Source organism: Pleomorphomonas sp. NRK KF1, from assembly GCF_023721755.1.
Classification (GTDB): Bacteria; Pseudomonadota; Alphaproteobacteria; order Rhizobiales; family Pleomorphomonadaceae; genus Pleomorphomonas.
The window spans coordinates 106,248-133,223 of sequence record NZ_JAMDLH010000005.1; the positions used below are offsets into that span (position 1 = coordinate 106,248).

General features: G+C 65.2%; 22 protein-coding genes. 12 read left to right on the plus strand and 10 right to left on the minus strand.

Annotated features, from left to right (window positions below; genetic code table 11):
* Window positions 1–56: 56 nt before the first annotated feature.
* Together M4J39_RS13865 and hypB are read left to right on the plus strand one after the other, a co-directional pair.
* Window positions 57–713: a Crp/Fnr family transcriptional regulator gene (locus M4J39_RS13865; RefSeq protein ID WP_251728886.1), complete on the plus strand. Its 657-nt coding sequence runs from the start codon at window positions 57–59 to the stop codon at window positions 711–713.
* A 23-nt stretch (window positions 714–736) separates the two neighbouring features.
* Entirely contained in the window at window positions 737–1,450 is a 714-nt protein-coding gene (gene hypB, locus M4J39_RS13870; protein ID WP_251728888.1) for a hydrogenase nickel incorporation protein HypB, read from the plus strand.
* A 3-nt stretch (window positions 1,451–1,453) separates the two neighbouring features.
* Here the strand turns inward: hypB and hypA are convergent, their stop codons facing one another.
* Window positions 1,454–1,801, minus strand: a complete 348-nt coding sequence (hypA, locus tag M4J39_RS13875) for a hydrogenase maturation nickel metallochaperone HypA (protein WP_251728890.1) — start codon at window positions 1,799–1,801, stop codon at window positions 1,454–1,456.
* 445 nt (window positions 1,802–2,246) lie between these two features.
* Between hypA and M4J39_RS13880 the strand changes: the two genes are divergently transcribed.
* From M4J39_RS13880 to M4J39_RS13910, 7 genes are all read left to right on the plus strand, one after another.
* Window positions 2,247–6,041, plus strand: coding sequence for a proton-conducting transporter membrane subunit (locus M4J39_RS13880; RefSeq protein ID WP_251728892.1), 3,795 nt, complete (start codon window positions 2,247–2,249; stop codon window positions 6,039–6,041).
* Window positions 6,042–6,061: 20 nt separating this feature from the next.
* Window positions 6,062–7,021 carry a respiratory chain complex I subunit 1 family protein gene (locus M4J39_RS13885; RefSeq protein ID WP_251728894.1) on the plus strand — a complete coding sequence of 320 codons (960 nt, stop codon included), beginning with the start codon at window positions 6,062–6,064 and terminating at the stop codon, window positions 7,019–7,021.
* A 10-nt stretch (window positions 7,022–7,031) separates the two neighbouring features.
* The gene (locus M4J39_RS13890) at window positions 7,032–7,469 is read left to right on the plus strand and encodes an NADH-quinone oxidoreductase subunit B family protein (protein WP_251728896.1); all 438 of its coding nucleotides are present in this window, start codon (window positions 7,032–7,034) and stop codon (window positions 7,467–7,469) included.
* Between the two features lie 14 nt (window positions 7,470–7,483).
* Window positions 7,484–7,987 carry a 4Fe-4S binding protein gene (locus M4J39_RS13895; RefSeq protein WP_251728898.1) on the plus strand — a complete coding sequence of 168 codons (504 nt, stop codon included), beginning with the start codon at window positions 7,484–7,486 and terminating at the stop codon, window positions 7,985–7,987.
* Complete coding sequence (locus tag M4J39_RS13900; protein WP_251728900.1) at window positions 7,984–8,613, plus strand: NADH-quinone oxidoreductase subunit C; 630 nt, start codon at window positions 7,984–7,986, stop codon at window positions 8,611–8,613. The genes M4J39_RS13895 and M4J39_RS13900 overlap by 4 nt, the downstream gene beginning before the upstream one ends.
* On the plus strand, window positions 8,610–9,710 hold the full coding sequence (locus tag M4J39_RS13905; RefSeq protein WP_251728901.1) for a nickel-dependent hydrogenase large subunit: 1,101 nt from the start codon (window positions 8,610–8,612) through the stop codon (window positions 9,708–9,710). Before M4J39_RS13900 ends, M4J39_RS13905 begins: the two co-directional genes overlap by 4 nt.
* Before the next feature lie 160 nt (window positions 9,711–9,870).
* Window positions 9,871–10,068: a 4Fe-4S dicluster domain-containing protein gene (locus M4J39_RS13910; protein ID WP_251728903.1), complete on the plus strand. Its 198-nt coding sequence runs from the start codon at window positions 9,871–9,873 to the stop codon at window positions 10,066–10,068.
* Window positions 10,069–10,202: 134 nt separating this feature from the next.
* Here M4J39_RS13910 and M4J39_RS13915 read toward each other — a convergent pair whose 3' ends face one another.
* Together M4J39_RS13915 and M4J39_RS13920 are read right to left on the minus strand one after the other, a co-directional pair.
* Window positions 10,203–11,939, minus strand: a complete 1,737-nt coding sequence (locus M4J39_RS13915) for a carboxylesterase family protein (protein ID WP_251728905.1) — start codon at window positions 11,937–11,939, stop codon at window positions 10,203–10,205.
* 153 nt (window positions 11,940–12,092) lie between these two features.
* Window positions 12,093–13,505: a PTS transporter subunit EIIC gene (locus tag M4J39_RS13920; protein ID WP_251728907.1), complete on the minus strand. Its 1,413-nt coding sequence runs from the start codon at window positions 13,503–13,505 to the stop codon at window positions 12,093–12,095.
* Between the two features lie 533 nt (window positions 13,506–14,038).
* Between M4J39_RS13920 and M4J39_RS13925 the strand changes: the two genes are divergently transcribed.
* The 3 genes from M4J39_RS13925 to ptsP all read left to right on the plus strand — a co-directional run bounded on the left by M4J39_RS13925 (window position 14,039) and on the right by ptsP (window position 19,161).
* Entirely contained in the window at window positions 14,039–14,890 is an 852-nt protein-coding gene (locus M4J39_RS13925; RefSeq protein WP_251728909.1) for a PRD domain-containing protein, read from the plus strand.
* 248 nt (window positions 14,891–15,138) lie between these two features.
* Window positions 15,139–16,563, plus strand: a complete 1,425-nt coding sequence (locus M4J39_RS13930; protein WP_251728910.1) for a family 1 glycosylhydrolase — start codon at window positions 15,139–15,141, stop codon at window positions 16,561–16,563.
* 42 nt (window positions 16,564–16,605) lie between these two features.
* Window positions 16,606–19,161, plus strand: a complete 2,556-nt coding sequence (ptsP, locus tag M4J39_RS13935; RefSeq protein ID WP_251728912.1) for a phosphoenolpyruvate--protein phosphotransferase — start codon at window positions 16,606–16,608, stop codon at window positions 19,159–19,161.
* Window positions 19,162–19,168: 7 nt separating this feature from the next.
* Here ptsP and M4J39_RS13940 read toward each other — a convergent pair whose 3' ends face one another.
* The 7 genes from M4J39_RS13940 to M4J39_RS13970 all read right to left on the minus strand — a co-directional run bounded on the left by M4J39_RS13940 (window position 19,169) and on the right by M4J39_RS13970 (window position 26,922).
* Entirely contained in the window at window positions 19,169–20,461 is a 1,293-nt protein-coding gene (locus M4J39_RS13940; RefSeq protein ID WP_251728914.1) for a hypothetical protein, read from the minus strand.
* Window positions 20,458–21,474: a zinc-binding dehydrogenase gene (locus M4J39_RS13945; protein WP_251728916.1), complete on the minus strand. Its 1,017-nt coding sequence runs from the start codon at window positions 21,472–21,474 to the stop codon at window positions 20,458–20,460. The genes M4J39_RS13940 and M4J39_RS13945 overlap by 4 nt, the downstream gene beginning before the upstream one ends.
* A gap of 3 nt (window positions 21,475–21,477) precedes the next feature.
* Window positions 21,478–22,800, minus strand: coding sequence for a histidinol dehydrogenase (hisD, locus tag M4J39_RS13950; protein ID WP_251728918.1), 1,323 nt, complete (start codon window positions 22,798–22,800; stop codon window positions 21,478–21,480).
* A 37-nt stretch (window positions 22,801–22,837) separates the two neighbouring features.
* Complete coding sequence (locus M4J39_RS13955) at window positions 22,838–23,578, minus strand: ABC transporter permease (protein WP_254004930.1); 741 nt, start codon at window positions 23,576–23,578, stop codon at window positions 22,838–22,840.
* A gap of 56 nt (window positions 23,579–23,634) precedes the next feature.
* Window positions 23,635–24,576, minus strand: a complete 942-nt coding sequence (locus M4J39_RS13960) for an ABC transporter permease (RefSeq protein WP_251728922.1) — start codon at window positions 24,574–24,576, stop codon at window positions 23,635–23,637.
* Window positions 24,577–24,649: 73 nt separating this feature from the next.
* Window positions 24,650–25,762 carry a PotD/PotF family extracellular solute-binding protein gene (locus M4J39_RS13965; RefSeq protein WP_251728924.1) on the minus strand — a complete coding sequence of 371 codons (1,113 nt, stop codon included), beginning with the start codon at window positions 25,760–25,762 and terminating at the stop codon, window positions 24,650–24,652.
* A 41-nt stretch (window positions 25,763–25,803) separates the two neighbouring features.
* Window positions 25,804–26,922, minus strand: a complete 1,119-nt coding sequence (locus M4J39_RS13970; RefSeq protein WP_251728926.1) for an ABC transporter ATP-binding protein — start codon at window positions 26,920–26,922, stop codon at window positions 25,804–25,806.
* Window positions 26,923–26,976 lie beyond the last annotated feature (54 nt).

Sequence of the window (26,976 nt, forward strand, 5' to 3'; positions counted from 1 at the left end):
TCCCTTACGCAAGACAGGTCAGAAGCAGGCATTTCGAGCCGGCCACTGGAAAATCGATGCAGACCGACAACCCGTTGAGCGCAGTCGTCGAACGTCTCCTGAAAGATGGCCGTGGCCGTCTGCTCGGCCAGCGCTCGTTGCGCGCCGGGCAGATCGTCTATGGCGGCGACGAGGCCGCCGACGGCGATCTCCTGATCGTTCGTTCCGGTCGGCTGCGCTGCTTCACGTCGTTCGAGGGCAAGGAGCTGACGCTCTACATGCTGGAGGCCGGCGATGCGATTTACCTGCATGGCGGCGCCATGCTGGAAGTGCGCACGGCTTCCGATGTCGTGCTCGCCTCGCCCGCCGCCTTCCGGCAACTCGTGCTGGCCGAACCCGAGCTGGCGCTCGCCGTTTTGCCGGCCCTCGACCGTCTGGCGCAGAAGTCGATCCGCATGATCGAGGACATCGCCTTCCACGGCGTCAAGCATCGGCTCATCCGCGTGCTCTGCGACACCGCCGACAGGATCGGGCGTCCGGCCGAGGAAGGCATCGTCATCGACCATCTGCCCAACGCCGAGGATTTTGCCATGCAGATCGGCGCGACAAGGCAGTCGGTCTCAACCGTCATCGCCGAGCTGGTCCGCTCGGGCATCCTCTACCGCTTCGGCGGCGGTTCGATGGTGATCTCCGATCTCGGCCGTCTGCGCCGCGAGCTCGCCGACGTCCGCTGACGCCATTCCAGGAGTTTCCGACCATGTGCAGCGATTGCGGCTGCGGCAGCAAGGCCGCCACCACCACCATTCCCGTCGTCGAAAACCTCCTGTCGGAGAACGACCGGATCGCCTCCCATATCCGCGAACACCTCGACGCCCACGGCGTGCTGTCGATCAACCTGATGTCGTCGCCCGGTTCGGGCAAGACGCAGCTTCTCGAAGCGACCATCGCCGCGCTCCCGAAGGGCATTCGCGTCGCGGTCGTCGAGGGCGACCTTGAGACCGAGAACGACGCCGACCGCATCCGCCGTCACGGTGTGCCGGCGGTTCAGATCACCACCGGCGTCACCTGCCATCTCGACGCGGTGATGATCCACGACGCCTTGCATGTTCTCGATCTCGATGACATCGACGTGCTGTTCGTCGAGAATGTCGGCAACCTCGTCTGCCCCGCCGACTTCGACGTCGGCCAGCACCACGACGTCGTGCTGCTGTCGGTGACCGAAGGCGACGACAAGCCGGACAAGTACCCAGTGATCTTCCGCAAGGCCGACCTAGTGCTGCTCACCAAGACCGACCTGCTGCCGGCCATCGACGAATTCTCGACGGAGCGCGCCCGCGCCGCCGTCGGCCGCGTCCACGGCCCCGGCCCGGTGCTGGAAGTCTCGGCCAAGAAGGGCGCCGGCCTCGACGCCTGGACGCAATGGATCGTCGACCGCCTCGCCGAGCGGCGGCAGGCGATGGAGCGCGCCTGACGTTCAGCTCTTCGCCGCCTCAAAGCTCTCGATATAGAGTTCGCGTCCGGTCAGCACCTCGGCGTCGGACCCACCGCAGCCCGAGCAGACGAACTGGTACTTCTCCACCTGGAACACCGTGCCGCAGCTCCGGCATTTCGCGGTAACGCCGACCTCGTCGATGTCGAGCCGCGCGCCCTCTGCCAGGGTGCCTTCCGCGAAGATCTCGAAAGCCAGCCGGATCTGGCGGCTGTCGATGCCGCGCAGCTTGCCGATCTTCAGTCGAACGGCAACCACCCGATCGACGCCGTTCTGCTTGGCATGTTCGGTCAGGATACGCATCAGCCCTTCGACGACCGCGGTTTCATGCATCGACAAGTCCTCTCTAGTCTGTCCGCTTCATCTATCCCAATCGCTGCCTCGGTGGGAATACTTGTCCGTGAAATGACGAATTTTCCGGCCATTTGTTGCAAGCCACTCGCAACAAAAGGGAATCCCTTGGATTCTGCATGGCGGGAATGCACAAAGCTGTATCGGACATACTACTTAGAAAATGCCCTCAAATCGCCACTTAAATCCTTTTGAAGCACGCGATTCGAGACAGGTCCAAACGGCAGACAACAAAGCAAATATCTGATTTCTCTATCGTTTATATCCTGACAATAATATGAATGTAAATATCATTTTTACTTCCGACAGCAAAGCATTGGCGTCGTGGGAATGCGTATATGTCGGCTAGCCGACATACCCTAGTGGATGCTGTGATTAACGTCATCCATGACAGCCAAGATGCATGCCTGCGGAAGGATCTCCACTCATGCTCTCCCTCACTCAGATCGACCCGATGGCGCTGGCCTGGATGGGCGCGGTCTTCCTGTTCTTCGGCGAAGTCGCCGCCCTCATGAGCCTGCCGAGCCTGGTACGTGTCGTCGTCTGGTCGACCGTCGCCGAGATCGGTTACATCCTGATCGGTATCGGCCTCGGTGGTGAAGCCGGCCTGACCGGCGCCTACATGCACTTTGGCTATCAGGTCATCATGCGTGGCCTCGTGATTGCCGCCGGCTGGTACATCATCCGCCGCACCGGCTCGTCGCGCCTCGACGACCTCGCCGGCTCCGGCCATCGCATGCCGGTCGCCGCCACGTTGTTCGGCTTCGGCATGTTCTCCGTGATGGGCCTCTCGCCCTTCAAGGGATCCTTCTCCAAGTTCCTGGTGCTCTATGCCGCCATCGAGCAGGGCCACTGGGCCATCGCTCTGATCGGTACCGCCGCGTCGATCGTCGCCGCCTACTATTATCTGGTGGTGATCCAGCGCGTCTGCTTCGAGCATCCGGCGCGCCGCGTCGAGCTTGCCAGTGCTCCCGGCCTCGCCCTCCCCATCGCCTGGGCGCTCGCCGCCGTCACCGCGCTGATCTCGGTGTTCCCGCTGCCCTTCCAGCACGCCGCTGAAGCGCTGGCCGGTGCCGCCGGTGGCGTTCCCGAGTTCGAGTCGCCCTGGGCTCTGCTCGTTCTCGTGCCCTACATCGGCGCCTTCGCCGTCTACGGTCTCGGCCACGTTTCGAACCGCGCGCGCGACATCGGTGCCGTGATCCTCGCCGTTGCCACTCTAGCCCTCGTGGTGTTCGATACGAGCCTTGATCCGGCTTCCCGCGTCTTCGCGCTGGTGTTCGCCGGCATCTCCTCCGTGATGATCGTCTACTCCGTCGGCTACATGGCCCGCTCCGAGTGGACCAACCGCTACTACTTCTTCGCCTTCCTGATGATCGGCTCGCTGCTCGGCCTCACCACCGCGCACGAGATGGGCAACTTCTACGTCTACTGGGAGCTGATGACCTGGACCTCCTACTTCCTGGTCATTCACGAGCAGAACCAGAAGTCGCTCCGCGCCGGCCTCATCTACTTCATGATGTGCGCTTCCGGCGCCTATCTGATGCACTTCGGCATCCTGCTGACGCACGCCGAGATCGGTTCCTTCGAGTTCGCCGCGCTGGCCGAGAAGGTCGGTACGATCTCGCCGCTCGCCGGCCTCGTCATCGCGCTGTGCTTCTTCGCCGGTTTCGCGGTGAAGGCGGGCGTGTGGCCGGTCCATAGCTGGCTGCCCATCGCCCATCCGGCCGCGCCGTCGTCCATCTCCGGTCCGCTGTCCGGTATCCTGACCAAGGCCGGCGTGTTCGGCCTCGTCAAGGTGCTGTTCATCGTCATCGGCGTGCCGGCACTCTCGACCTTCACCGGTTGGGGCCTCAGCCTTGAAGTGGTTCTGATCGGCCTTGGCCTGATCACGCTCCTCTACGGCGAGATCCGCGCCCTGTTCGAGACCGAGATCAAGCGGATGCTGGCCTTCTCGACGCTCGCCCAAGTCGGCGAAATCGTCGCGGTGCTCGGCATCGGCACGGCGCTCGCCACCGACGCCAGCCTCCTGCACGTCACCAACCACGCGGTGATGAAGACCCTGCTGTTCTTCGCCGCCGGCGCCTTCATCATGCAGACGGGCCGGCGCAACATCGCCGACCTCGCCGGCATCGGCCGCGTCATGCCCTTCACGGCCGGCTGCTACGCGCTTGCCACCGTGTCGATCATGGGCCTGCCGCCCTTCTCGGGCTTCGTCTCGAAGTTCCTGATGGTCTACGCGGCGGCGGAAGCCGGCCACTACGAGGTGGCGACCGGCCTCCTGGTTGGCGGCATCATCGCCGTCGTCTACTATCTCCGCGTCGTCGGCATGCTGTTCTTCCGCCCCTGGACGGGTGAAGCCGGCATCAAGGAGGCCCCGCTCTCCATGCTGGTCGCCGTTGGCGTTCTCGCCGCCGCGATCATCTTCGGCGGCTTCGTGCCTTCGTTCCAGCTCGATCTCGTCGGTGCCGTCGGTGCCGAGGTGGCTGCTCGCAGCGGTCTTGCCGCAGCGGTTCTGCCGAGCCTCGTCATGACCTGGACGCTGCCTGCCACCATCGCCTTCCTCGGCGCCGTGGCGGTGTGGCTTGTTGGCCGCAAGTCGGTCCAGCAGGCCGGATGGCTTGCCGTGGCGGTGCTGGTCGTGGCCTTCCTGGCGGTCATCTTCACCGCTCCGGCCTACGACACTCTGTCCTTCTGGTTCGCGGTGCTGATCGCCGGCGTCGGCGCGCTCAACATGCTGCACGCCACCGCCTATCTGGCCCATAACCACGCCCAGCCGCGCTTCTTTGCGGCCTTCGGCATCATGATCGCCGGTCTCCTGGGCATGACGGCGGCCAAGGACATCTTCACCTTCTTCGGTTTCTGGGAGCTGATGTCGAGCTGGGCGCTCTGGGCGGCCATCATCCATGAGGAGAACGACGAGGCGCGGAGGGAAGGCTTCAAGTACTTCTTCTTCAACACCGTCGGCGCCTCCTTCATGTTCCTCGGCGTCGCGGCGCTCGCCGCACATGCCGGCACCTTCGATCTGGTCGAGATCGGCCAGAAGGCGCTCGACATGCCGCTCATGACGCTGGCCATCGGCATCGTCCCGGTGTTCATCGGCCTCGTCATGAAGGCTGCCATGCTGCCCGTCCGCATCGACGTGCAGATGCACCCGGCACTCGCCCCCACTCCGGTCTCCGGCTACATCTCGGCAGTCCTGCTGAAGTCGGGTCCGTGGGGTGTGCTGAAGCTGTTCAGCCTGTTCGGCGGCAGCGCGGTGTTCCTGCGCCTCGGCGGGGAGATCGGCGGCGTTCCGGCGCTGATGGACATCATCGCCATCATCGCGGGCATCACCGTCGTCTACGCCGGCGCCATGGCCGTGGTTCAGAACGGCATCAAGCTGTTGCTGATCTACTCCACCGTCAGCCAGCTCGGCTACGTGCTGATGGCGCTCTGCCTCGGCACCTCGCTCGGCGTTGCCGGCGGCCTGTTCCACTTCGTCAACCACATGTTCCTCAAGGACACGCTGTTCCTCGTGGCCGGCGCCGTCATGGTGAAGAGCCATGCCAGCCAGCTCGACGAACTCGGCGGCCTCGGCCGGAAGATGCCGATCACCTTCGGCTTCTTCCTGTTCGCGGGCCTGTCGCTGGCCGGCGTGCCGCCGCTCAATGGCTTCTCCTCGAAGTGGATGATCTTCTCCGCCGCCTTCGAGAGTGGCCACTGGGCGCTTGCCACGGGCGCCATGGTGTCGTCGCTGTTCACGCTCGCCGCCGTGCTGAAGTTCGCCCACGCCGCCTTCATGGGCGCGCCGACGGCGAAGGCCCTCGAGGCCGAGGAAGCGCCGCTGTCCATGCTGGTGCCCATGGGCATCCTGGTGGGCGCCAGCGTCCTGCTCGGCTTCTTCCCGGGCCTCGCCCTGGTGCCGATCGCCACAATGCAGACCGAACTCGGCCTCGCCCCGATCGACGCCTCGATCTTCGGCCCGCTGCCGGGCGCCGGTGGCTGGAGCCCGTTCGCCCTCAGCGTCCTGGTTCTGATCGTCGCGGCGTTGTTCATCCCCTGGATGCGCCTTGCCCACCGCGGCATCCAGAAGAGTGGCCTGCACTTCGCTGGCGCCACGCCCAATGACTTCCTGCCGGAGGCCGGCGGTCGTGTCGGCGCCGTCAACCTGTTCGAGTCCCCGACCGCTGCCATCCGCGGCCTCCTGGCGAGCAAGCCCGCCAAGGCCAAAGAACAGCACTGACGGGAGAGGAGAGACTCAATATGTCCAACCAGATCGCTATCTTGCTGGCGGTGCTCCTCTTCCCAGGTGGAGTCTTCGCCCTCGCCTTCGGCCTTGCCATGAAGGGTGTCGACCGCCGCGTCGCCGCCCGCCTGCAGAGCCGTGTCGGACCGCCGCTGTTGCAGCCGTTCTTCGATATCATCAAGCTCGGCTTCAAGCGCACCATGGTGCCGGCCGCCGCCAATCAGACGGTGTTCCTCTACACCCCGCTCGTCGGCGTCGTCTCCATGCTGATCGCCGCCGCCCTGGTGCCGATCACCTCGGTCTACGCGCCGGACCCCGCCATCGGCAACCTGCTGGTTCTGCTCTACCTGCTGATGATTCCCGGCATCGTGCTGATGATCGCCGGCTCGGCTTCCGGTTCGCCCTACGGCGCCATCGGCTTCTCCCGCGAGATGGCCCTGATGATCGCCTACGAGGGCCCGCTGGTGCTGATCGCCGCCGCCGTCGCCATCCGCACCGGAGTGGGCATGGGCGGCTGGGCCACCTTCTCGCTGAACGACATTGTCGCCTATCAGCAGGCCCACGGCTCCTTCCTGTTCGATCCGGTGATGTGGCCTGCGGTCGCCGCCTTCTGCTTCTTCTACCCGGCCAACCTCGGCATCGTTCCCTTCGACATCCCGGAGGCCGAAACCGAAGTGCTGGAAGGCCCGCTGCTTGAGTACTCCGGCCCGGTGCTGGCGTTGTTCAAGATCATGTCGGCGTTGAAGAAGGTGGTCGTTCTGAGCCTCGGCATCGCCCTGTTCTTCCCGGCTGCCCCCGCCAACATCGCCGCCGGCTTCCTGGTGTGGCTCATCAAGATGGCTGTGCTGATGCTGGTCGGCATCACCGCGGTCCGCCTGTCCATGGGCCGCATGCGCATCGACCAGGCCTTCGTGTTCTTTCTGAAGTGGCCGCTGCTGCTCGCCGTGGCGAGCCTCGCAGTCGTCGTCGTGGTTTGAGGAGGTCTAGATGGGCCTGATACCTGATTTCAAGCAGATCGCCACGCGCTCGCCCTGGATCTACCGGATCAACGCCGGCTCCTGCAACGGCTGCGACGTGGAAATGGCGACCACCGCCTTGATCCCCCGCTACGACATCGAGCGTCTCGGCTGCCAGTACTGCGGCAGTCCCAAGCACGCCGACATCGTGCTGATCTCCGGTCCGCTCACCGTCCGCGTCAAGGATGCCGTGCTGCGCATGTACGAGGAGATCCCAGATCCGAAGGTGACAGTGGCGGTCGGCGTCTGCCCGATCTCCGGCGGCATCTTCCGCGAAAGCTACGCCGTGCTGGCGCCGATCGACCAGTACATTCCGATCGACGTCAACGTGCCCGGCTGTCCGCCCCGGCCGCAGGCGATCATCGCCGGCGTCGCCAAGGCCATCGCAATCTGGCGCGAGCGTCTCTGAGGAAAGGTCCCAAGATGAACTTCCTGACGATTTTCGCCCGCAACCTGAAGCAGGGCCCTCAGACCGAAGCCTTCCCCCTGGGGCCGGCCTTCACGCCCGATCGCCTGCGCGGCCGTATCGAGTTCAAGGCGGAAAGCTGCGAAGGCTGCCGCATCTGCGAGCGCGTTTGCCCGGCCAACGCCATCCGCTTCGCCAAGACGCCCGACGGCATGACCTTCGACTGCTGGCACAACACCTGCGTTTTCTGCGGCAATTGCGAGTTCTATTGCCCGACGGACGCCATCCATCAGACCAACGACTGGGACCTCTCCCACGTCAATGCCGACAAGTTCGACATGGTGGAGCATGGCCTGATCCCCAACCAGACCTGCGTCGACTGCGGCGCCACGGCGCTCAATACGGCACCGATGGTGAAAAACGCCAAACCGCCGCTCAGTGCCGAGGAATATACTGAGCTGCGCGCGCGCTGCCCGAAGTGCCGCGCCAAGTATCTCAAGAACCGGAAGGTCCCAGCATGAGCCGCCTACCGCAAGACCTGGAAGCCCGCCTCACCGCCGCGGCGCCGGCCGGCATCGAGTACTCGGCCGACACCGACCAGTACGGCGTCACCGTCGCCTGGTTGGGTCTCGCCAGCGCTGCCGATCTGTCACCCGTCGCCGCCCTGCTCAAGGAGCTGGGTGCGCGCCTGTCCATGATCACCTGCACCCAGCCTTCCGCCCCCGAAGAGGAGGAGGAAGACGAGGACGAGGAGAGCGAGGACGGCGAAGAGAAGGCCGAGGCCGCTCCCAAGGAGACGCCCAAGACGTTCGGCGGCACGCCGCTCGACGGTACCTCCTACGAGATCGACTATCACTTCGACATCGCCGGCGACGCACTGACCATCATCGCTTATGTGCCGCAGGGTGGCAGCATCGCCTCGCTGACGCCGCTGTTCCGCAATGCCGACTGGCATGAGCGCGAAATGATGGAACTCTATGCCGTCAAGGTGACCGATCATCCCGATCCGCGTCGCCTGTTCCTCGACGCGTCCGTCGACGGCGCCGTCCTCGAGCGGCTGATTCCGTTCTCGACGCTGGTCAACGCCGCCAGCACCAAGGGCCTGTGGGAGCGCCTCACCGCCGCCGGAAAGAAGGGTGCAGCATGAGCACGCACGACGTACCCGAAACCTTCAGCATTCCCGTCGGCCCGCTTCACGTGGCCCTCGAGGAACCGATGTACTTCAAGATCGATGTGAAGGGCGAGACCGTCAGCCACATCGACATCAACGCCGGTCATGCCCACCGCGGCATCGAGTATCTGACCACCAAGCGGACGATGTACCAGAACGTGGTGCTGACCGAGCGCATCTGCTCGCTCTGCTCCAACAGTCATCCGCAGACCTTCGCCATGGCGGCCGAGAAGATCGCCGGCATCGAGGTCCCGGAGCGCGGCATCTACCTGCGCACCGTTGCCGACGAGATGAAGCGCGTCACCTCGCACCTGTTCAACGTGGCGCTGCTCGTCCACCTCGTGGGCTACGAAACCTACTTCATGCACATGATGCAGGTGCGCGAGATCGGCCAGGACATGCTGGAGTCGATCTTCGGTAATCGCCAGGACATCGGCGCCATGTGCATCGGTGGCGTCCGCTACGACCTTGACGACAAGTCGATCGCCTACATCAAGGGCGCTCTCGACAAGATCGAGGCCGAGACCAAGGACATCATCAAGACCTTCAAGACCAACGGCTCCATCCTGCGCCGCACCAAGGGCGTGGGCGTGCTCACCCATGCCGACGCCATCACCTGCGGTGTCGTCGGTCCGGTGGCCCGCGCCTCCGGCATCGACTACGACGTGCGCCGCGAAGCGCCGTATGCCGCCTATGATCGACTGCCGCTCGTGGTGCATTCGTTGACCGACGGCGACGTCTGGTCGCGCGCCATGGTCCGTCTCGAGGAAATCCTGACCTCGATCGACCTCCTGCGTGTCTGCCTGCGCGATCTGCCTGGCGGCCCGGTCAACATCAACGACCGCCCGGACATTCCGCCCGGACAGGCAGTGACCCGCAGCGAGGCGCCGCGTGGCGAGGTGATCTATTATCTCCGCACCAACGACACGCCGCAGCCCGAGCGCGTCAAGTGGCGTGTGCCGACGTTCATGAACTGGGATAGCCTGCGCTTCATGCTTCAGGACGCCAAGGTCGCGGACGTCGCCATGATCGTCAACAGCATCGATCCCTGCCTTTCCTGCACGGAACGCTGAGGACGGTCATCCGGGAAGTTGCCAACTTTTCGGATCACGCAAAAGCGCGAAAACTCAGCCGAGAGCAAGGGTGCTATCCGCTTGCTCCGGCAACCCGAGATCGGGGACGCACAAAAAACGGACAACGCGTTCCCGTGAACAACCAAGAGGAGTGACACCCATGGCCTTTATGATCGAGACGGACACCTGCACCTCCTGCGGCGCTTGCGAAGACGAATGCCCCAACAAGGCGATCAGCCATAAGGGCAAGGTCTATTCGATCAACGCCAAGAAGTGCACCGAGTGCGAAGGCCACTTCGACACGCAGCAGTGCGCCGAAGTCTGCCCGTCGGGCTCGTGCGTTCCGGCCGCCGCCTGAGGCAGCTTTTCCGAAGGCGCCGCGACCGGCGCCTTCCCACGATATCGAGAGGGAGCGGATGCCCATGGGCGCCGCTCCCTTTCTTTTGGACAGTGCGGCGACCGCAAGACGCGATGCGGGTCGCCAGTGGCCGATTACTCGATCATGATCCAGAGCGATCCATTGCCGAAGTGCAGGTCGAGGCGCCGGCTGAACCAGCGACCGTTCAGCACTCTCTCGATCAGATGCCGCTTGTCTGCCTCGGGGATCGACCCGTCGGCCTCCATCTCAGCCAGGACGTCGTCATAACGCGTCCGCTCCTCGGTCATCTCGATGATGGCCTTCTCCGCATCGGCATCGACCACGAGTTGGGTCGGACCGCTTGTCGCCGACACCCAAGGCTTCCATGCGACAAGGCCCTCGCCGTTGGGATCGCCGGTCCTCAGGAAGTTACCGAGGTAACGCCCCAGCTTGTCCGAGAGGTCGCGGGCGCCGGAGTTGTCGAAGGCAGCGGGGAAACTCGCCGAGAAGCCGCTGGTGGCCGACGTCACGAACGGGATCCATACGCCATGGAAGGAACCGTAGACCTTGGCCATGCGCTCGCCGACGATGGCGGGGTTGCCGCCCCATCCGATCCGCAGCGTGTAGAGGGGCGCCTTGTAGCTTGCGAACATCGCCTCCGCAGACTCCTGAGCGTTGAACAGCTCGTAAAGCTTGCTGCCGTAGTCGTTCGCGAAGGCGTAGGCCCGCAGCTTGGCGGCGTCGTCCATCAACTCGTCGTCCTTGAGGACGGCGAACTCAGGATCGCTGCGCGCGAAGAGCGAGAACTCCTTCGAGCTGGTCAGCATGATCAGCGGCACGGAGTTGTAGTTCGCCGTGGCAAAACCGTCCTTGGGCAGAACCGCCCCATCGCTGAAAAGGTGCGGGAACACCGTCATGCGGATACCGGCATTGGTCATGAGCCCTGCGAGACGGTCGGCAGCCAAACCGCGCAGATAACCGCCGACATCGGGAGAGGAGGTGAGCAGCCACTGATAGGCCTCGTCCTCATCCGCCTTGACCTTGTCGGCCACCACGAGCGGCGCCAGCGCCCTGGCCGTGAGCTTGGCGCTCGCCTGGCGATCGGCGATGGTCATGCCGCCACTGATGGAGATCGCCTTCTGGAACTGCCCCTTGAAAATCGGCGAGATCAGCATTGCCATGACGTCACGACCGCCCGCCGAGAAGCCTGAAACCGTGATGTTGCCGCCGTCGCCGCCAAAGGCATCAATGTTGGCCTTGATCCATTTCAACGACTGCGAGATGTCGAGAAGCGAGAAGTTGCCCGAGTTTTCCTCGGCGCTGCCGGTTCTGAGCGCCGGCAGGCCGTTGAACCCAAGCAAGCCAAGCCTGTAGTTGACGGAGACGACCACCGCGTTGACTGTCACAGCGAGGTGTCTGGCGTCGAGCTCCTGGCTGGTACCGCCCTGGTTGTTGCCGCCGTGGATGTAGACCAGCACCGGCAATCCGGTTTCCGGGCTGTTGGGGCGGTAGATGTCGAGCGTCAGGCAGTCTTCGCTGCCCACGAGCTTGCCGGCTTGGAGCTGCGGACAGAGGGCGCCGCCTTTGGTCGCATCAAAGCTGCCCGATGACGCTGCCAGCGGCTGAGGCGCCTTCCACCGAAGGGCGCCGACAGGCGGCTCGGCATAGGGAATGCCGAGCCAAAGCAGGGTCGCGCCGTCGTTGACCTCGCTGCCGGAAACCTTGCCGGATGTGAGATCCTGGACAGTTCCCTGACGGTAGGACGGCGCTCCGGCGGCCGGCGCCGCCCAAAGGGGGATGGCGAGCAGCAGCGCCCCCAGCAGAGTCGCGGCGAGCCGCGACGCAACCGTCTTTTCTTTCCGGAATTCCATGAATGGGTCCTCCCTTGTCGGCGGGCCTCCAGCACCGCTTTCAACTCCCTCCGGTGCAAGCATCCTCTCCAAATGCCCCGGAACTGCCTCGAAAGGCACGGTGCGGCTGCCGAAGGAGCCGCACCGCTTCCTGTCTGACGCGAACTGTGCCGTTCAGCCCTTCTTCTCGGCCTCCAACATGCGGTCGTTGTAGCCGAACAGATAGGTGGCGATGGCCGCGCCGAAATAGGCGACGGCGACGGTGATTAGGAAGGTGACGAAGCCCTCGCCCATGAACACCGGCAGGGTCAGCAGTCCCGGAGGCGCCATGGCATGGGAGGCGGCGCCCGCCACCGCAACCACCGCGCCGCCCAGAACGCCGGCGACGATGCCGATGATGAAGGGACGCTTGAAGCGCAGGTTGACGCCGTAGATCGCCGGCTCGGTGATGCCGAAGATGCCGGAGGCGGCGGCGGCGGCGGCGATCGCCTTCATCTGGGGATCCCTGGTCTTCAGGAACACGCCGAGCGTCGCGCCGGCCTGAGCGAAGATGGCGGGCGTGACCGAAGCGGCGAGGCCGTCCTGCTTGAACACCGTCATGTTGTTGAGCATGACCGGGACGAGCCCCCAATGCAGGCCGAAGATCACCAGGATCTGCCAAAGACCGCCGAAAATGGCGCCGGCCAGGATCGGATTCACGCCGAACAGCCAGATATAGGCGGAGGCGAAGGCGCCACTCAGCATGGTCGCGGCCGGGCCGATGACCAGCAGCGTCGCCGGAACGATCAGGCCGATGGAAATCATCGGACCGAGGAACGGCCGCACGGCGGAGTGCAGGATACCGACGCTGAACTTCTCGAGTTTCGACATTACGTAGATGGCAAGAATGATCGGGATGACCGTCGACGTGTAGTTGATCGGAACGAACGTAATCCCGAACATCGTGGTCGAGTCGCCCGCCTTGGCCAGCGCGATGATGTCGGGATAGATGAGCGCGCCGGCAATCACCATGGCCACATAGGGGTTGCATTCGAAGCGGCGAGCCGAGGTGACGGCGAGCAGCATCGGCAGGAAGTAGAACACGCTGTCCGACGCAGCGTTGAGCACGGCGTGCGTCCCCGAGGCCGGATCGAGCCAACCCGCGGCGGTGGCGATCATCATCAGGCCCTTCAGCATGCCGCCGCCGCACAGCGCGGTCAGCATCGGCGCGAAGATGCCGGAGATGGTGGCGATCGCCACGTCGAGCCATTGCTTGGGAGTCTTGCCGGTGCCTGCCTTTTCGCCCGGAACGGCCGCTTCCGTGGCCTGCACCTGGGCCGGCTTCGCGTCGGCATTGATGCTCGTCACCTTGCTGATGGCGTCGAACACGTCCGGGACGGTGTTGCCGATCACCACCTGATACTGGCCGCCGCTCTGCACCACGGCGACGACCCCCTTGATCGCCTGCAAGGCGGCCTTGTCGGCCTTAGCCTCGTCTTTCAACGTGAAGCGGAGCCGGGTGGCGCAATGCACCAGCGCGCTCACGTTGGCCTCGCCGCCGACAGCGGCGACGATGGCCTTTGCCATCCCATTCAGATCATTCGACACGGTAATCCCCCCAAAGAGACTCGCAGGTTCCTCGCTGCACTGCGTTCGATGGATGCGGAGCCGCTTTGACTGCCAAACGGGCAAAAAAAAACCTGAGCCGACCGACATTCGGTCGAACCCAGGTTTTGCCCGCGATCGCGGTTACAATCCCGACATCCATCTGGCGCACTGCCAGCTTGCATCAAGGCTAATTGGCGGTTACCGGAGCGTCAAGTAAGCATTTGTCCTCGTAGGAGTCCACGGTCTTCGGAGAGGCCACAAGTTCGGGGTGGCTGTACTTTCGACGCAAGACAAAGCGCGCCTCTTTGCAACCAAAGACCTTTCGCGAGAAACCTTCGGACGCTCGCAGTTGGGATTGCGTTGGATTTCGCCGCAAGATATGTTGGCAAAATGGATTGTAACCGCTTCGGCGGGCAAAACCTGACACCGTGCCGGGAGAGCGCGGAGTCGGGTTTTTTTGTGTTTGCCGGCCCGCTGGGCTGATCGGCGCGACAGTCCGGGGGAAACGCGAACACTGCGGGAGGGGGGCTTCCATGCGGATCGTCAAGGTATTCAACAACAACGTCGCCCTCGTAAAGGACGACACCGGCCATGAACTGGTGGTTCAAGGGCGAGGCTTGGCGTTCCAGGCCCGCCCCGGCGATCGCCTGGACCAGACGCTGGTCGAACGGCGCTTCCTGCCCGAAGCGACCGGGACGCCGGAACAGTTGGCCGAGCGAGTTGCCGACATCCCACCGGAACTCATCGCCGTTGCCGAGAAGATCCTGGCCCTCGGCCCCGATTTCGGCCTGGAGCTCGACCGCCGGGCCACCGTTGCGCTCGCCGACCACATTTCCATTGCCCTCCGACGGGCCGTCGCCGGTCAGATGCTCGACAATCCGCTCGAATGGGAAGTGCGCATCCTCTACCTGCGCGAGGTCAACCTGGGCCTGCATGCGCTCGACGTGATCCACCGGCATTCCGGCATCCGGCTGCCGCAAGGCGAAGCGGTGCCGCTCGCCCTGCATTTCGTCAACGCCCAGGCCGGCGCCCAGGTGCTGAGCGAAGCGGTGCGCACCGCCCGGCTCATCCGCGACATCCTCGCCATCATCGCCGACGAGTACGGCCCCGCCTTCGCCGCGCGCCCTCCCTACAGCGAAGCCCGCTTTGCGACGCACCTGCGCTACCTGTTCCTGAGCCACCTCGCCGGCAGCAAGCATGCGCCGCTGATCGCCGAACTGGCAAAGTCCTACCGCCAGGAAGAGCCGCGCGCCTTCACCTGCGCCACACGCATCGCCGACCACCTGACGAGCAAGATGGGCTGGCACATCGGCGACGATGAAACGGTCTATCTGGCGCTGCACATCCAGCGCATGACCGCCGTCGACAAGCCCGGTGTCACCTGAGGAACGCACCCGAGCAGCCACTCCGGCGAATTGCGGACACCCCACACCCTCCCTTGACAGCCGTGTTCCATCGTCATTAGCCTTCAGACAAATAACGCGGCGCCTGTCGCCGATACGGGATTGTGACCGCTTCGCGGGCAACACCCGAGCCAGCCGGAGGGATCCGGCTGCTCGGGTTTTTTTGTGCCCAAGTCTTCCCGTACCGGCCTCCCGCCGCCGACACGCAACGCAAGACAAGGACTCCCATCATGACGACTCTGAGCTTCCCGCAAGACTTCCTCTGGGGCGGCGCCATTGCTGCCAATCAGGCAGAAGGCGGCTGGAACGAGGGCGGCAAGGGGCTGTCGCTGTCGGATCTGACGCGAGGCGGCCTCCTGCACGGCAAGATCGATGCGACCGTCGACCCAACCGCCTACTATCCGTCCCACCAGGCGATCGACTTCTACCATCGCTATCCCCAGGACATCGCCCTGTTCGCCGAGATGGGCTTCAAGTGCCTCAGGACCTCGATCGCCTGGAGCCGCATCTTCCCGAAGGGTGACGAACAGGAACCGAACGAGGCGGGCCTCGCCTTCTACGACAACCTGTTCGACGAAATGCTGAGACACGGCATAAAGCCCGTCGTCACCCTGTCGCACTACGAGACACCGGTGCATCTGATCCGTGCCTACGGCGGCTGGACGAACCGCAAGCTGATCGCATTCTTCGAGCGCTACGTCCGCGTCATCTTCAAGCGCTTCGGAGGCAAGGTCGGCCACTTCATGGGCTTCAACGAGATCAACATGGCCTCGGTGATCCCGCTGGCCGCTGCCGCCATCGAAATCCCCGAGGGCCTTTCGGAAGCCGCCAGGCAGACGATGATCTTCCAGGCGACACACCACATGTTCGTCGCCTCGGCGCTCGCCGCCAAGGCCTGCCACGAACTGGCGCCGTCGGCCAGGTTCGGCTGCATGCTGCAGATGGGCGGCATCTATCCCGCCACCTGCAAGCCGGATGACGTCTTCGCCACCATGCAGGTACGCCGCCGCACCTTGCTCTATTCGGATGTTCTGCTGCGTGGCGCCTACCCCAGCTTCGCCTGGCGTCTGTTCGCCGAAGCCGGCATCCAGCTTGAAATCGCCGACGGCGACCTCGACATCATCAAGGCCCACACCGCCGACTTCTTCGGCTTCAGCTACTACTCAACCACCACCTTCACCGCCGACCTGCCCGTCATGGGACATACCGGCGGCATCGACGGCATCGACAATCCCTATCTCACCAAGTCCGACTGGGGGTGGGCGATCGATCCCAAGGGCTTGCGCTATGTCTGCAACGAGCTGTGGGACCGCTATCAGAAGCCGCTGTTCATCGTCGAGAACGGCCTCGGCGCCGTCGATGTCGTCAAGGACGACGGCAGCATCGAGGACGACTACCGCATTGCCTACCTCGACAGCCACCTGCGCGAGATCGCCGAGGCCATCGCCGATGGCTGCGAGATGATCGGCTACACGTGGTGGGGCCCCATCGACATCGTCAGCGCCGGCACCGGCGAGATGAGGAAGCGCTACGGTTTCATCCATGTCGACCGCGACAACGAAGGCCACGGCACGCTCCAGCGGCGACGCAAGAAGAGCTTCCACCACTACAAGGCCGTCATCGCCAGCAACGGCGCCTCGATCCTCGGCGATTGATGTCACCACCCGAGTAGCCGACCCAAGCAGATGAGGCCCACCGTGTCCGCTCTTCAGTTGCTATCCCCGCTCGCCGGCCGCAGCATGCCCCTCGCCGACAGTCCCGACCCTGTGTTCTCGGCTGGCCTGATCGGCAAGGGAATCGCGATCGATCCGAGCGTGGGCGAGCTAAGAGCCCCGTGCGACGGTACCGTGGCCGCGACGCATGCGTCGGGCCACGCCGTGACGGTCAGGTCCGACGGTGGCGCCGAGGTGCTGATCCATCTCGGCGTCGACACCGTCAACCTCGGCGGGGCCGGCTTCACGGTGCATGTCGTCGAAGGGCAGAGAGTGTCGGCCGGCGACCGGCTGGTCAGCTTCGACATCGCCGCCATCAAGCCGAACGTCACTTCCATGGTGTCGATGATGGTGGTAGCCAACGGCGAGGCCTTCTCCGTCGTCTCGACGGCAACCGGCCGCGACGTCGCCTTCGGCGAACCGGTGATGACGGTCGAGCCTGTGGACAACCGGTCTGCCGAAGCTGCCGGCGATGGCGAAGTGGTCGAACTGTCGCTGCCGCTCTCCATCGCCCATGGCCTGCACGCCCGCCCGGCGGCGGTGCTCGCCAACGCCGCCAAGGCGCACGGCGGCGCGGTAACCGTCACCTGCCGCGGCAACACAGCCAACGCCAAGAGCGTGGTCGCCCTGATGGGCCTCGGCACGCGTTTCGGCGACCTTCTGGAGATACGGATAGAAGGACCGGGCGCCGACGCTACGGCCGACAATCTGCTCGATCTCGTCCTGTCCGGCCTTGGCGACCCCATCGCCGATGGGCCGGCACCGGACGAGGAAACGACGCTTCCCGTTTCGAACCTCGCCGACAGCGCCCGGCGGCCCGGGGCGGAGAGAGAGCCCGACTTCGAGCCCGGAGCCAACGCCGTCATCCGTGGCCGTTCGGCCGTGGTCGGCCTCGCCGCCGGTTCTGTGACGCGACGCAATCGCGATGTCGTCGACCTGCCGCGCAACGGCGCCGGTGCGACCTCCGAACGCCAGCGCCTCGCCGCCGCGCTGGCAGCGGTGAAGGCGCGTCTTGCCGTCGAAGCCAACGGTCCCCACGGCGCCATTGCCGCCGCCCATCGAGAACTGCTCGACGACCCCGGCCTGATCGAGGCGGCCGAAGCCGACATCGCCGCCGGCCGTTCGGCGGAATGGGCCTGGAACGCCGCCTGCGTCGGTCAGGCCGAGTTGCTCGCCTCGCTTTCGGATGCCCGCATGGCCGAGCGTGCCGCCGACATGTGCGATATCGCGGCACAAGTACTGGCCGCGCTGGCCGGCCGCTCGGGCATTTCCGGCCTGTCGGCGCTGCCGGCCGGCTCCATCGTGCTCGCCGACGAGATACTGCCGTCGGAAATGGCCGGACTTGCGGTGGGTCACATCGCGGCCCTGCTGATGCGGAACGGTGGACCGACGTCGCACGCAGCGATCATCGCCGCCGGCCTCGGCATTCCCACCGTGGTCGCGCTGGGTGCCGACGCCGACCGCGTTCCCGATGGCGCCACCGTGGTGGTCGACGCCGGCCTCGGCCAGATCACCGTCTTTCCGAGCGATCAGGCCCTGGACCTGGCCAACAGGCGGATCGGCGAATGGGCCGACAGCCGGGCCATCCAGCGCGCCAATGCCCATGCGGACTGCCACCTGGCCGATGGCACCCGCATCGAGATCTTCGCCAATCTCGGCGAAGTGGGCGAAGGCGCACTGGCCGTCAGCGAGGGCGCCGAGGGCTGCGGCCTGCTGCGAACCGAGTTCCTGTTCCAGAAGCGCTCCTCGGCGCCAAGCGAGGATGAACAGCTCGCCCAGTATCAGGCCATAGCCGACGAGCTCGGCAGCCGCCCCCTGATCATCCGAACCCTCGACGTCGGCGGGGACAAGCCGCTCGCCTATCTCCCGCTGCCGAAGGAGGACAACCCGTTCCTTGGCCTGCGCGGCGTACGGGTATCCCTCGTCCAGCCGGACCTCTTGCGCACGCAGGTGCGCGCCATCCTCAGGGTCAAGCCTTATGGCGTCGCCCGCATCATGGTGCCGATGGTCGCATCGGTCGCGGAGATGATCGCCGTTCGTGCCATCGTCGATGAGGAAAGACAGGCCCTTGGCCGCGCAGAACCGATCGAGGTCGGCGCCATGATCGAGATTCCGGCTGCCGCCGTCGCCGCGGCGCAGCTCGCCGAGGTCTGCGACTTCTTCTCGGTCGGCACCAACGATCTCACGCAATATGCGCTTGCCATGGATCGCGGCAATCCCACGGTCGCGCCCGGCATCGATGCCCTGCATCCCGGCGTGCTCGGCCTGATAAGGCTCGCTGCCGAAGGGGCGACGAAACGCGGGCGCCTTCTGGCGGTATGCGGCGGCGCGGCGTCCGACCCGGTCTCGGCGCCGATCCTGGTCGGGCTCGGCGTGCGCGAACTCTCCGTCGCCCCGGCTGCCATTCCCGAGATCAAGGCAACCCTGTCGGCACTAACCTTGTCAAGGTGCGAGGCGGTCGCGGCCGCGGCGCTCCGAGCGACCGGAGCCGATGAGGTGAGAGCAATGGCCGCTATGAACTCCCCCGGCCAGCCGGACTAGCCTTGCCCTACCTGTCGGGATCCATGGCGTCGAGGAAGGTGGTCATGTCGTCCTCGCCGCCATCAGGCGCACTGCCGACCATGACGGCGACGGCAAAGGCGATGGCGGAGGAAGTCTCGGTGTGGGTCGCTGCGCCGGCCCGCAGGTTCATCACCAGCGTCGGGCAAAGGAACAGCGCGAGGCGGATGGCCTCTCGCCAGTCGGCCGGTAGCAAGCCGCGCGCCTTGAGGGTGGCGAGCAGCGGCCTCCAGACCAGCTCGGCCTTGGCCGCAAGCAACGTCCGCCGCAAATCGGTCAATGCCCAGTCGGTATCTATCGACAGCATCCCCTCGCCAAGCCTGACCGACGCTGAGAACCGCCGCGTCGCCTCGGCCGGATCGTAGAGCCAGAGCGGGTGAGCGAACACGTTGTGAAAGGTCGCCTTTGCCTCGGCCATCAGGGACGGCACATGTTCGCCGGCAAAGGCCGGATCGTAGAAGCTGAGCGTCGGCCCCTCGCCGTACCAGACGTTGGCGTTGTGTGCGTCGCCATGCGCCACCACGCCGCCGGCATCGGCGAGCAGTTCCGGCTTTAACCGAGCCCTCGCCGCGGCAAACAGTTCGCCGACCGTTTGGCGATAGGCGCGTCCGTTGATCACGAGACGGCGCGCCGCGAAATCGGCCCACGCAAGTTCGAGGCCCGGCAGGCGCACCGTCTGGCCGAGGTAGAAGCTCGCCAAGCGGCCACCGGGAAAGCGCCGCCCCGGCATGTCGACGAGGCGATCGTGAAACAGGCGATGGATCGGTTCGGCCGCCGCTTCGGCGGGCGTCAGCGGATGCAGACTGTCGAGATAAACGCGGGCGATCGCCGCATCGAGGCCACGCTCGGCAGTGACGGCATCCGCTTCGCCCGTCAGGTCCCGACGCCCGTCGAGCGCAGCGACATCGAGCGCCCTGAGCACGTCGGAGAAGCGCGGATCGGACCGGCGGCGATAGACCAGCACCTGCTCGCCCGGCAAGTTGGAGACGAACACCGGCATGTCCACCGGCAGGCCGGCACGAGCCAGGATGTCGGCGCGATAATACTCGCCTGTCATCGCCTCCTCGCCATCTTCCTGATGGAACTTGAAGAAATAGTCGGCGCCATCCGCCGAGAAGAAGCCGTTCAGCGAATTAAGGCTGTACTGGTCGCGATTGATGGCGACACCTTCGGCCACAAGACCGAACAGATCGGCGAAAAGCGCCGTCAGCGCAGCGGTCGCCGCGCCCTCGTCGGTGGAGGCTAGGCGACGGATCTCGGCAGTGCGGCTCGGTGCGATCATACCGTCCCCGGCTTGATGATGGTCTTGAGACCGACCGAACGACCGGCCAGAAGACGCTCGTAAGCAGCCGGCACGTCGGCGAGATGGATGGTCTCGTCGATCAGAGCCAACAGGCGGCTTTCCAGCTTCGGCATCAGGGCCACAGCCTCCGGCAACTCGGTGGTAAAGGCATGGCAGCCAGCAAGAGCGATTTCCCGCTCCACCAGCCTCACAGGGTCGACGGCAAGGCTGCCGTGGCCGATGCCGACCAGAGCCAGCGTTCCGCCCGGCGAAACGAGATCGAGAAGCCCATCGATAACTGCAGGGCTCCCGGTCGCATCGAGCACCGCCAGCAAAGAGGCACCGCCAAGCGCTGCCGAAACGGCATCGGCTGTGAGATCGACGACACGGGCTCCTGTCACCTCGGCCACGCGCGCCGCCCGGTCGGCATTGCGGTCGGCCACCAGCAACGGTCCGTCGTTCCGTTCGGCAAGGACGAGCGCGGCGAGACCGCCGATCGGCCCGCAACCAGCAATCAGCACCGGCGAACCAGCAGGCACGGCCAAGCGCTTCACCGCATGCAGCGCCACTGCCAATGGCTCGGCCATGGCGAGCGCGGCCGCCTCGACCTCGGCCGGCGCCTTGACCAGCAAGGTGGCAGGCAACACCACTTCCTCGGCAAAGCCGCCGTCGCAGGCCTCACCGACGAAGCCGAGCTTCTCGCAGACATTCGGCCGGCCGCCACGGCAAGCCGCGCAGACGCCGCAGGTGACGCGCGAATCCGCAACCACCGCATCGCCGACCGATAGGCCGACGACGCCCTCGCCCAGCACCCGCACCGTGCCGGCGAACTCATGGCCGGCCACCGACGGCGACCGGCTGATCCAGGGGCCGGTGCGGAAGTTGTGAAGGTCCGAGCCGCAGATGCCGGCGGCCGTCACGGCAATCCGAACCTCTTCGGACTTGGGAGCCGGAGGCGGCGCGATGTCTTCGACCCTCAGGTCGCCTGCTGCATAAAGGCGGACGGCCTTCATCACTCAGCCCTTGAGATAGGCGTCGCGCACCGACGACACCGCCTGTTCGTGCGAGGAGAAGCCCTCGTAGCGCGCCAGGACACGGGCGGTGTGGGCGAGTTCCGGATAGGCCCCAGCCGTCACGTAGCCGATCGACGCGCGCTTGACGAAGTCGAACACCGACAGCGGCCCCCAGGTGCGCGCCCAGCGGCTGGTCGGCAGCACGGCGTTGGGGCCGAGGCCGAAGTTGGCGATAGACACCGGCGTATACGGCCCCATCAGGATCTCCGCCGCCTCGGTGATCTTGCCGAGATGGGCGTAGGGGTCGGTGGACAGGATCTCGAGGTGCTCCGGCGCATAGGCGTTAACGAAGGCATGGCTCTCCTCGACCGACGAGGTCAGGATGATACCGCCGAAGGCACCACCGAGCACCTTCTTGGAGAACTCGACCCGCTGCGGCGTCATGCGCGCCCAGTGCTCGGGCAGAGCGGCCAGCGCCTCCTCGGCGACCCGGCGCGAGTGGGTGACGATATAGGCCGACGAATCCGGTCCATGCTCGGCCTCGATCAGCACGTCGAGGGCGGCGAGACCGCCATGCACGGTGTCGTCGGCGAAGATGATCGCCTCCGACGGGCCGGCGGGCAGGCCGGCATCGATGACGCCCGACAACAGGCGCTTGGCCGCCACCACCCACGGGCTGCCGGGGCCGACGATCTTCAGCGCCGGCTTCACCGTCTCAGTGCCGAAGGCGACGGCCGCCACGGCCTGCGCGCCGCCAACCTTGTAGACCGTCTCCACACCGGCGAGGCGGGCGGCAACCAGCGTTGCCGCATCGACCGAGCCATCCGGCGTCGGCGGGGTGACGATGGCGAGATCCGGCACACCGGCGACCACGGCCGGCACCGCCGTCATCATGGTCACCGACGGGAAGGCGCCCTTGCCGCGCGGAATGTAGAGCGCCACCGACTTGATGGGCGTCACCCGGTCACCGGCGAAGGCGCCGGGACGGATCTCCTTCAGCCACATCGCCTCGGGCTTCTGCTCCTCATGGAAGCGACGGATGTTCTCGATACCATAGCGGATCGCCTCCACCACCTCCGGCTCCACCGCCTTGAAGGCGGCGTCGAACTCGGCCTCGGTCGCCTTCAGTGCGCCGGGCTTGACCTCCGCCTTGTCGAGCTCGCGGGCGAAGCGATGAAGCGCCGCGTCACCTTCGGTCTTCACCGCCTCGATGATCGGACCGACCTTGTCGAGGAAGAAGGTGAGGTCGGTTTCCGAGCGCTTGAGCAGGGCGGCGCGGCCCGCTTCGTCGAGCTTGGCAAAGTCGTGGAAGGAAACGTCGGTCATGGGTGCGGTCCTCGAACGGCGGGCGCTTTTCGCGCCTTCATTTGGATTTCAGGAAAATGTCCAGCCCGACCAGCCAGTCGAGCAGCGCGATGGCGATGGCGGCGACGGCAATGAACACCACGGATATGGCGGCGAGATCGGGCGTGATGATCGAGCGGATGGAATTGTAGATCTGAACCGGCAGCGTGACGATGCGCGCGTCGACGAGCAGCAGCGACACCAGGAACTCGTTGAGCGCCAGGATGAACATCAGGAGCGCGCCGGTGATGATGCCGGGAGTCACGGCGGGAACGGTCACCGCCAGGAAGGTCGATAGCGGCGGCGCGCCGCAGTTGGCGGCGGCAAGTTCGAGATCCGGATCGAGGCCAGCGGCGCTGGCCGTCACCGCCCAGATCATGAATGGCAGATTGATCACCGCACAGGCGATCCCCACAGGCCACAGTTGGCCGAGCAGCCCCCACTTGCCGAAGATCAGCATCAGGCCGATGCCGGAGCCGATCAGCGGCACGGTGAACGGCAACAGCAGGTAGATTTGAACGCCCGCAGCGAAACGCACGCGATATTTCGCCAAGGCAATGCCGGCCAGCGTTCCCGTGGGGATGGAGATCGCCGTGCAGATGGTGGCGACGATCGCCGAACGGAAAAAGGCGTCGCGCAAATCGGTAGCGCCGGCAATCGCCGCATACCACTTGAGCGACAACCCCTCGGGCGGAAAGGTGATCATGTTGCCGGCGGTGAAGGACGCGCCGAGAACGACGAGCGTTGGCGCCGACAGCATCACCAGCGCGGCGATAACGAAGCCCCAGAGGGTCACGGCCTTGGATCGGTCGCCCTTCACTTCGACCTCCCCATGGCCAGCGTCCCGGCTCCGAACAAGGCGAACACAACGCCGACCATGATCGAGCCGACGGCGACCAGCAGCAGCGCCAGCGTCGCCCCCATGCCCTGATCCGAGGTCCGGAAGAACTGGTCGTAGATGGCGTTGGCGATGAAGTCCTGCGAGCCACCGCCGAGAATGGCAGGAATGGCGAAATCGGTGAGCGACAGCGTCATCACCACCAGCCCGGCGCCGATGAAACCGGGCTTGGCAAGCGGCAGCACGACGTGGATGAAGGTCCTCACCCAGTTGGCGCCCAGCGAACCGGCCGCCGACTCCATTTCTTCGGGAATGGCGGTGAGCGCCGGCGCCAACATCAGCACGGCAAACGGCAGCATGTACTGCACGAGGCCGAACAGCACGGCCGGATAGTTGTAGAGAAGCCGGATCGGCGCCACCCCGACAAGGCCAAGCGCCTCGTTGACCATGCCTTGCGAGCCCAGGATGATCAGCCAGCCATAGGCGCGCACCACCTGCCCGATGAAGAAGGGCAGGAACAGGGCGATCAGCAGGAACTTGCGCAGGGCCGCCGAGCGCGTCCGCACCATGACGTAGGAGTAGGGAAAGGCGAAGACGAGCGTGATCACCGTGACGATCAGCGAGCCGATCAGGCTGCGGCTCGCCACCGTGAAGAACAGCTTCTCAGTGAAGGCGCGATCGTAGTTCGCCAGCGAGTAATCATCTGATGGCAGGAAGGTCGCGGTGTCCAGCGTCCGGAACGAACCGTCGGCCATGTCCCAGAGGCCGAGCACCAGAAGCCCCACCAATACGACGGCCGGCATCAGCATCAGCCAGGGCACGGCAGCCGAGAAACTGCGCGGCCAGACGGCGGCAGCGACAGCCTCCACGGCATCCATCAGGCGCCAGGACAGGGGATAGGAGGTACGGCTCGGACGCATCGTTCGGTCTGGTCTTCCTGAAAGGCGGTCCGCCACTCCGAAAGCGACGGACCTTGCGAAAACGGAGCCTGGATCAGCCCTGCATGATTTCCTTGAACTTGCCGAACCACTCGCTCTCATGCTCGACCTGCACCTTGGAGGAGATGCGGATCAGCTTCTTGAAATCGGCTTCCGTGGTCGGATAGGACGGATCGCCAACAAGATCGGCCGGCGGATTGACGCCCGGCACCACCCCCGGCAGGCCGAGCCCGTCGAGCCAGACTTGCTGCGCATCCTTGGTGATGGCGAAGTTGATGTATTGCTTGGCCCAGTAGAGCTCGTTCTCCGGCAGCCCCTTCGGGATCCACAGGCCATCGGTATCGTACTTGGCGCCCTCTTCGGGAACGGTCCAGGCGATGTCGACGCCGTTCGCCTTGGCTTCGCGGGCATTGGTCGAGATGGTGCAGGCCGCGTCGATCTCGCCCTTCTGGAACCAGGCGGTGAAGTCCGGATCCTCGCCGAGCAGCGGCTCTTGCTCCTTGATCTTGGCGATGAAGTCCCAAGCCGCCTGCATGTTGTCCGGGATGTCCTCAAGCTTGCCGCCGCCGGCCACCTGGGCCGGGAAGTGGAAGCCGATGCCGTCGTTGTAGAGCGCGATGCGCCCCTTCAGCTTGGGATCGAGCAGATCCTTCCACGACTTCGGCGCGCCATCGGGGAAGGCGCTCGGCCGATAAGCCAGCACGTAGACGTAGCCGTAGGTGTTGACGATCGGATAGCCGTCGAGGCCGACCGGCTTGGCAAGCTCCGTCACGTTGGCAAGGTTGGACAGATCGGAGAGATCTTCCGTCACGCCACGCAAGGCCGACTTGGTGGCGTTGGTCGTCGTGTCCCAGTTGATGTGGATCGGCGGCACGCGCTTCTGCGCCACGGCGGCCCACACCTTGGGCTGGATTTCATTGTCTTCGGTCAGGTCGTGACGAACGGCGATGCCGGTCGCCTCGGTGAAGGGATCGGAAACGCCCTTCTTGAGGCTGTCGACCCAGGAGCCGCCCCAGGCGCGGACGATGATCTCCTTGGGCTTTTCCGGTTCGGCGGCGAAGGCGCGGCCGAACGGCATGCCGACGAGGCCGGCGGCACCGGCAAGGCCGACGCCCTGCAGGAAACGGCGACGGCCGAGATTGAGGAAGGGCTTGGACGGTCCAGTCATTGTCGTTCTCCTCTGGCTTTGCTTTCTTGGTGCTGGTCTGCTCAATCCCCGAAGACCAGTACATCCTTCACGTTCCACCCCAGCGCGACGGTCGAACCCACGTCGTGCTGGCTGTGGGTCACGGGGTCATGATCGAAGACGCGCAGCGTCGTCCCCCCGAGGTCGGGCACTGCCACCTCGTAGACGACCCGTTCGCCCTCGAAAATCGCATCGGTGACGGTTCCGCCGAACACCGTGTCGACATCGCCCAGCGTCTCACGTCCACCGCCGATCCGGATCTGCTCGGCCCTGAGGGCGCCCCGCGCCGAAACGCCGGCCGCCGGACGGAAGCCGTTGCCGGTCCGACCGGCAAGTCCGGGCCGTTCGAAGGCGATCAGGTCGCCGTCGACGCTCGCTACCACGCCGTCGATGAAGTTGGTGACGCCGATGAAGTTGGCGACGAAGGCATTCTTCGGCTGACGGTAGGTGGCTTCGGGCCGAGCCTTCTGCTGGATGCGCCCGTGGTCCATGACGATGATCTCGTCAGAAACCACCAGGGCCTCGCGCTGGTCGTGCGTCACGTTGATGGTGGTGACGTCGAGTTCGCGCTGGATGCGACGGAACTCCAGCTGCATCTCCTCGCGAAGCTTGCGGTCAAGCGCGGCAAGCGGCTCGTCGAGCAGCAGCAGGTCCGGCTCGAAGACGAGGGCGCGGGCGATGGCGACGCGCTGCTGCTGACCGCCGGAGAGCTCGTGGATGCGGCGGTCGCCCAGTTTCCCGAGCTTGACGAGATCGAGATAGCGGTGAACGCGGTCGGGAATGGTGCGCGCGTCGAACCGGCGCATCCTCAAGGGAAAGGCGACATTCTCGGCGGCCGTCATGTGCGGAAACAGGGCGAGTTTCTGAAACACCATGCCGATCGACCGCTTGTGCGGCGGCACGCTGCCGACGGCGAGGCCGTTGATGAACACTTCTCCCGAGGTCGGCCGGCCGAAACCCGCGATCATCCGGAGCAGCGTCGTCTTGCCCGAGCCCGACGGGCCGAGAATGGTGAGGAAACGACCCTTTTCCAGATCGAACGTGGCATCGCGCACCGCATGAACGCCGTCGAACACCATGTTGACGTCTCGAACCGACACCGCAAATGGTGCTTCGACTGCTGTCGCCGCTATGTGCGTCATCCCCGTACTCTCTGCCCTTACGTTTCGGCACCCCGTCCCCACAGGGAATGCCGC

Bases quoted from the DNA above. Each gene is read 5' to 3' on its own strand.
- hypA (WP_251728890.1), bottom strand. From the start codon at position 1,801: ATGCATGAAACCGCGGTCGTCGAAGGGCTGATGCGTATCCTGACCGAA.
- M4J39_RS13885 (WP_251728894.1), top strand. From the start codon at position 6,062: ATGTCCAACCAGATCGCTATCTTGCTGGCGGTGCTCCTCTTCCCAGGT.
- M4J39_RS13900 (WP_251728900.1), top strand. From the start codon at position 7,984: ATGAGCCGCCTACCGCAAGACCTGGAAGCCCGCCTCACCGCCGCGGCG.
- M4J39_RS13955 (WP_254004930.1), bottom strand. From the start codon at position 23,578: ATGCTGTCGGCGCCAACGCTCGTCGTTCTCGGCGCGTCCTTCACCGCC.
- M4J39_RS13965 (WP_251728924.1), bottom strand. From the start codon at position 25,762: ATGACTGGACCGTCCAAGCCCTTCCTCAATCTCGGCCGTCGCCGTTTC.
- hisD (WP_251728918.1), bottom strand. From the start codon at position 22,800: ATGACCGACGTTTCCTTCCACGACTTTGCCAAGCTCGACGAAGCGGGC.
- M4J39_RS13970 (WP_251728926.1), bottom strand. From the start codon at position 26,922: ATGACGCACATAGCGGCGACAGCAGTCGAAGCACCATTTGCGGTGTCG.
- M4J39_RS13865 (WP_251728886.1), top strand. From the start codon at position 57: ATGCAGACCGACAACCCGTTGAGCGCAGTCGTCGAACGTCTCCTGAAA.
- M4J39_RS13945 (WP_251728916.1), bottom strand. From the start codon at position 21,474: ATGAAGGCCGTCCGCCTTTATGCAGCAGGCGACCTGAGGGTCGAAGAC.
- M4J39_RS13905 (WP_251728901.1), top strand. From the start codon at position 8,610: ATGAGCACGCACGACGTACCCGAAACCTTCAGCATTCCCGTCGGCCCG.
- M4J39_RS13895 (WP_251728898.1), top strand. From the start codon at position 7,484: ATGAACTTCCTGACGATTTTCGCCCGCAACCTGAAGCAGGGCCCTCAG.
- M4J39_RS13910 (WP_251728903.1), top strand. From the start codon at position 9,871: ATGGCCTTTATGATCGAGACGGACACCTGCACCTCCTGCGGCGCTTGC.
- M4J39_RS13890 (WP_251728896.1), top strand. From the start codon at position 7,032: ATGGGCCTGATACCTGATTTCAAGCAGATCGCCACGCGCTCGCCCTGG.
- M4J39_RS13960 (WP_251728922.1), bottom strand. From the start codon at position 24,576: ATGCGTCCGAGCCGTACCTCCTATCCCCTGTCCTGGCGCCTGATGGAT.
- M4J39_RS13940 (WP_251728914.1), bottom strand. From the start codon at position 20,461: ATGATCGCACCGAGCCGCACTGCCGAGATCCGTCGCCTAGCCTCCACC.
- hypB (WP_251728888.1), top strand. From the start codon at position 737: ATGTGCAGCGATTGCGGCTGCGGCAGCAAGGCCGCCACCACCACCATT.
- M4J39_RS13915 (WP_251728905.1), bottom strand. From the start codon at position 11,939: ATGGAATTCCGGAAAGAAAAGACGGTTGCGTCGCGGCTCGCCGCGACT.
- M4J39_RS13930 (WP_251728910.1), top strand. From the start codon at position 15,139: ATGACGACTCTGAGCTTCCCGCAAGACTTCCTCTGGGGCGGCGCCATT.
- M4J39_RS13925 (WP_251728909.1), top strand. From the start codon at position 14,039: ATGCGGATCGTCAAGGTATTCAACAACAACGTCGCCCTCGTAAAGGAC.
- M4J39_RS13880 (WP_251728892.1), top strand. From the start codon at position 2,247: ATGCTCTCCCTCACTCAGATCGACCCGATGGCGCTGGCCTGGATGGGC.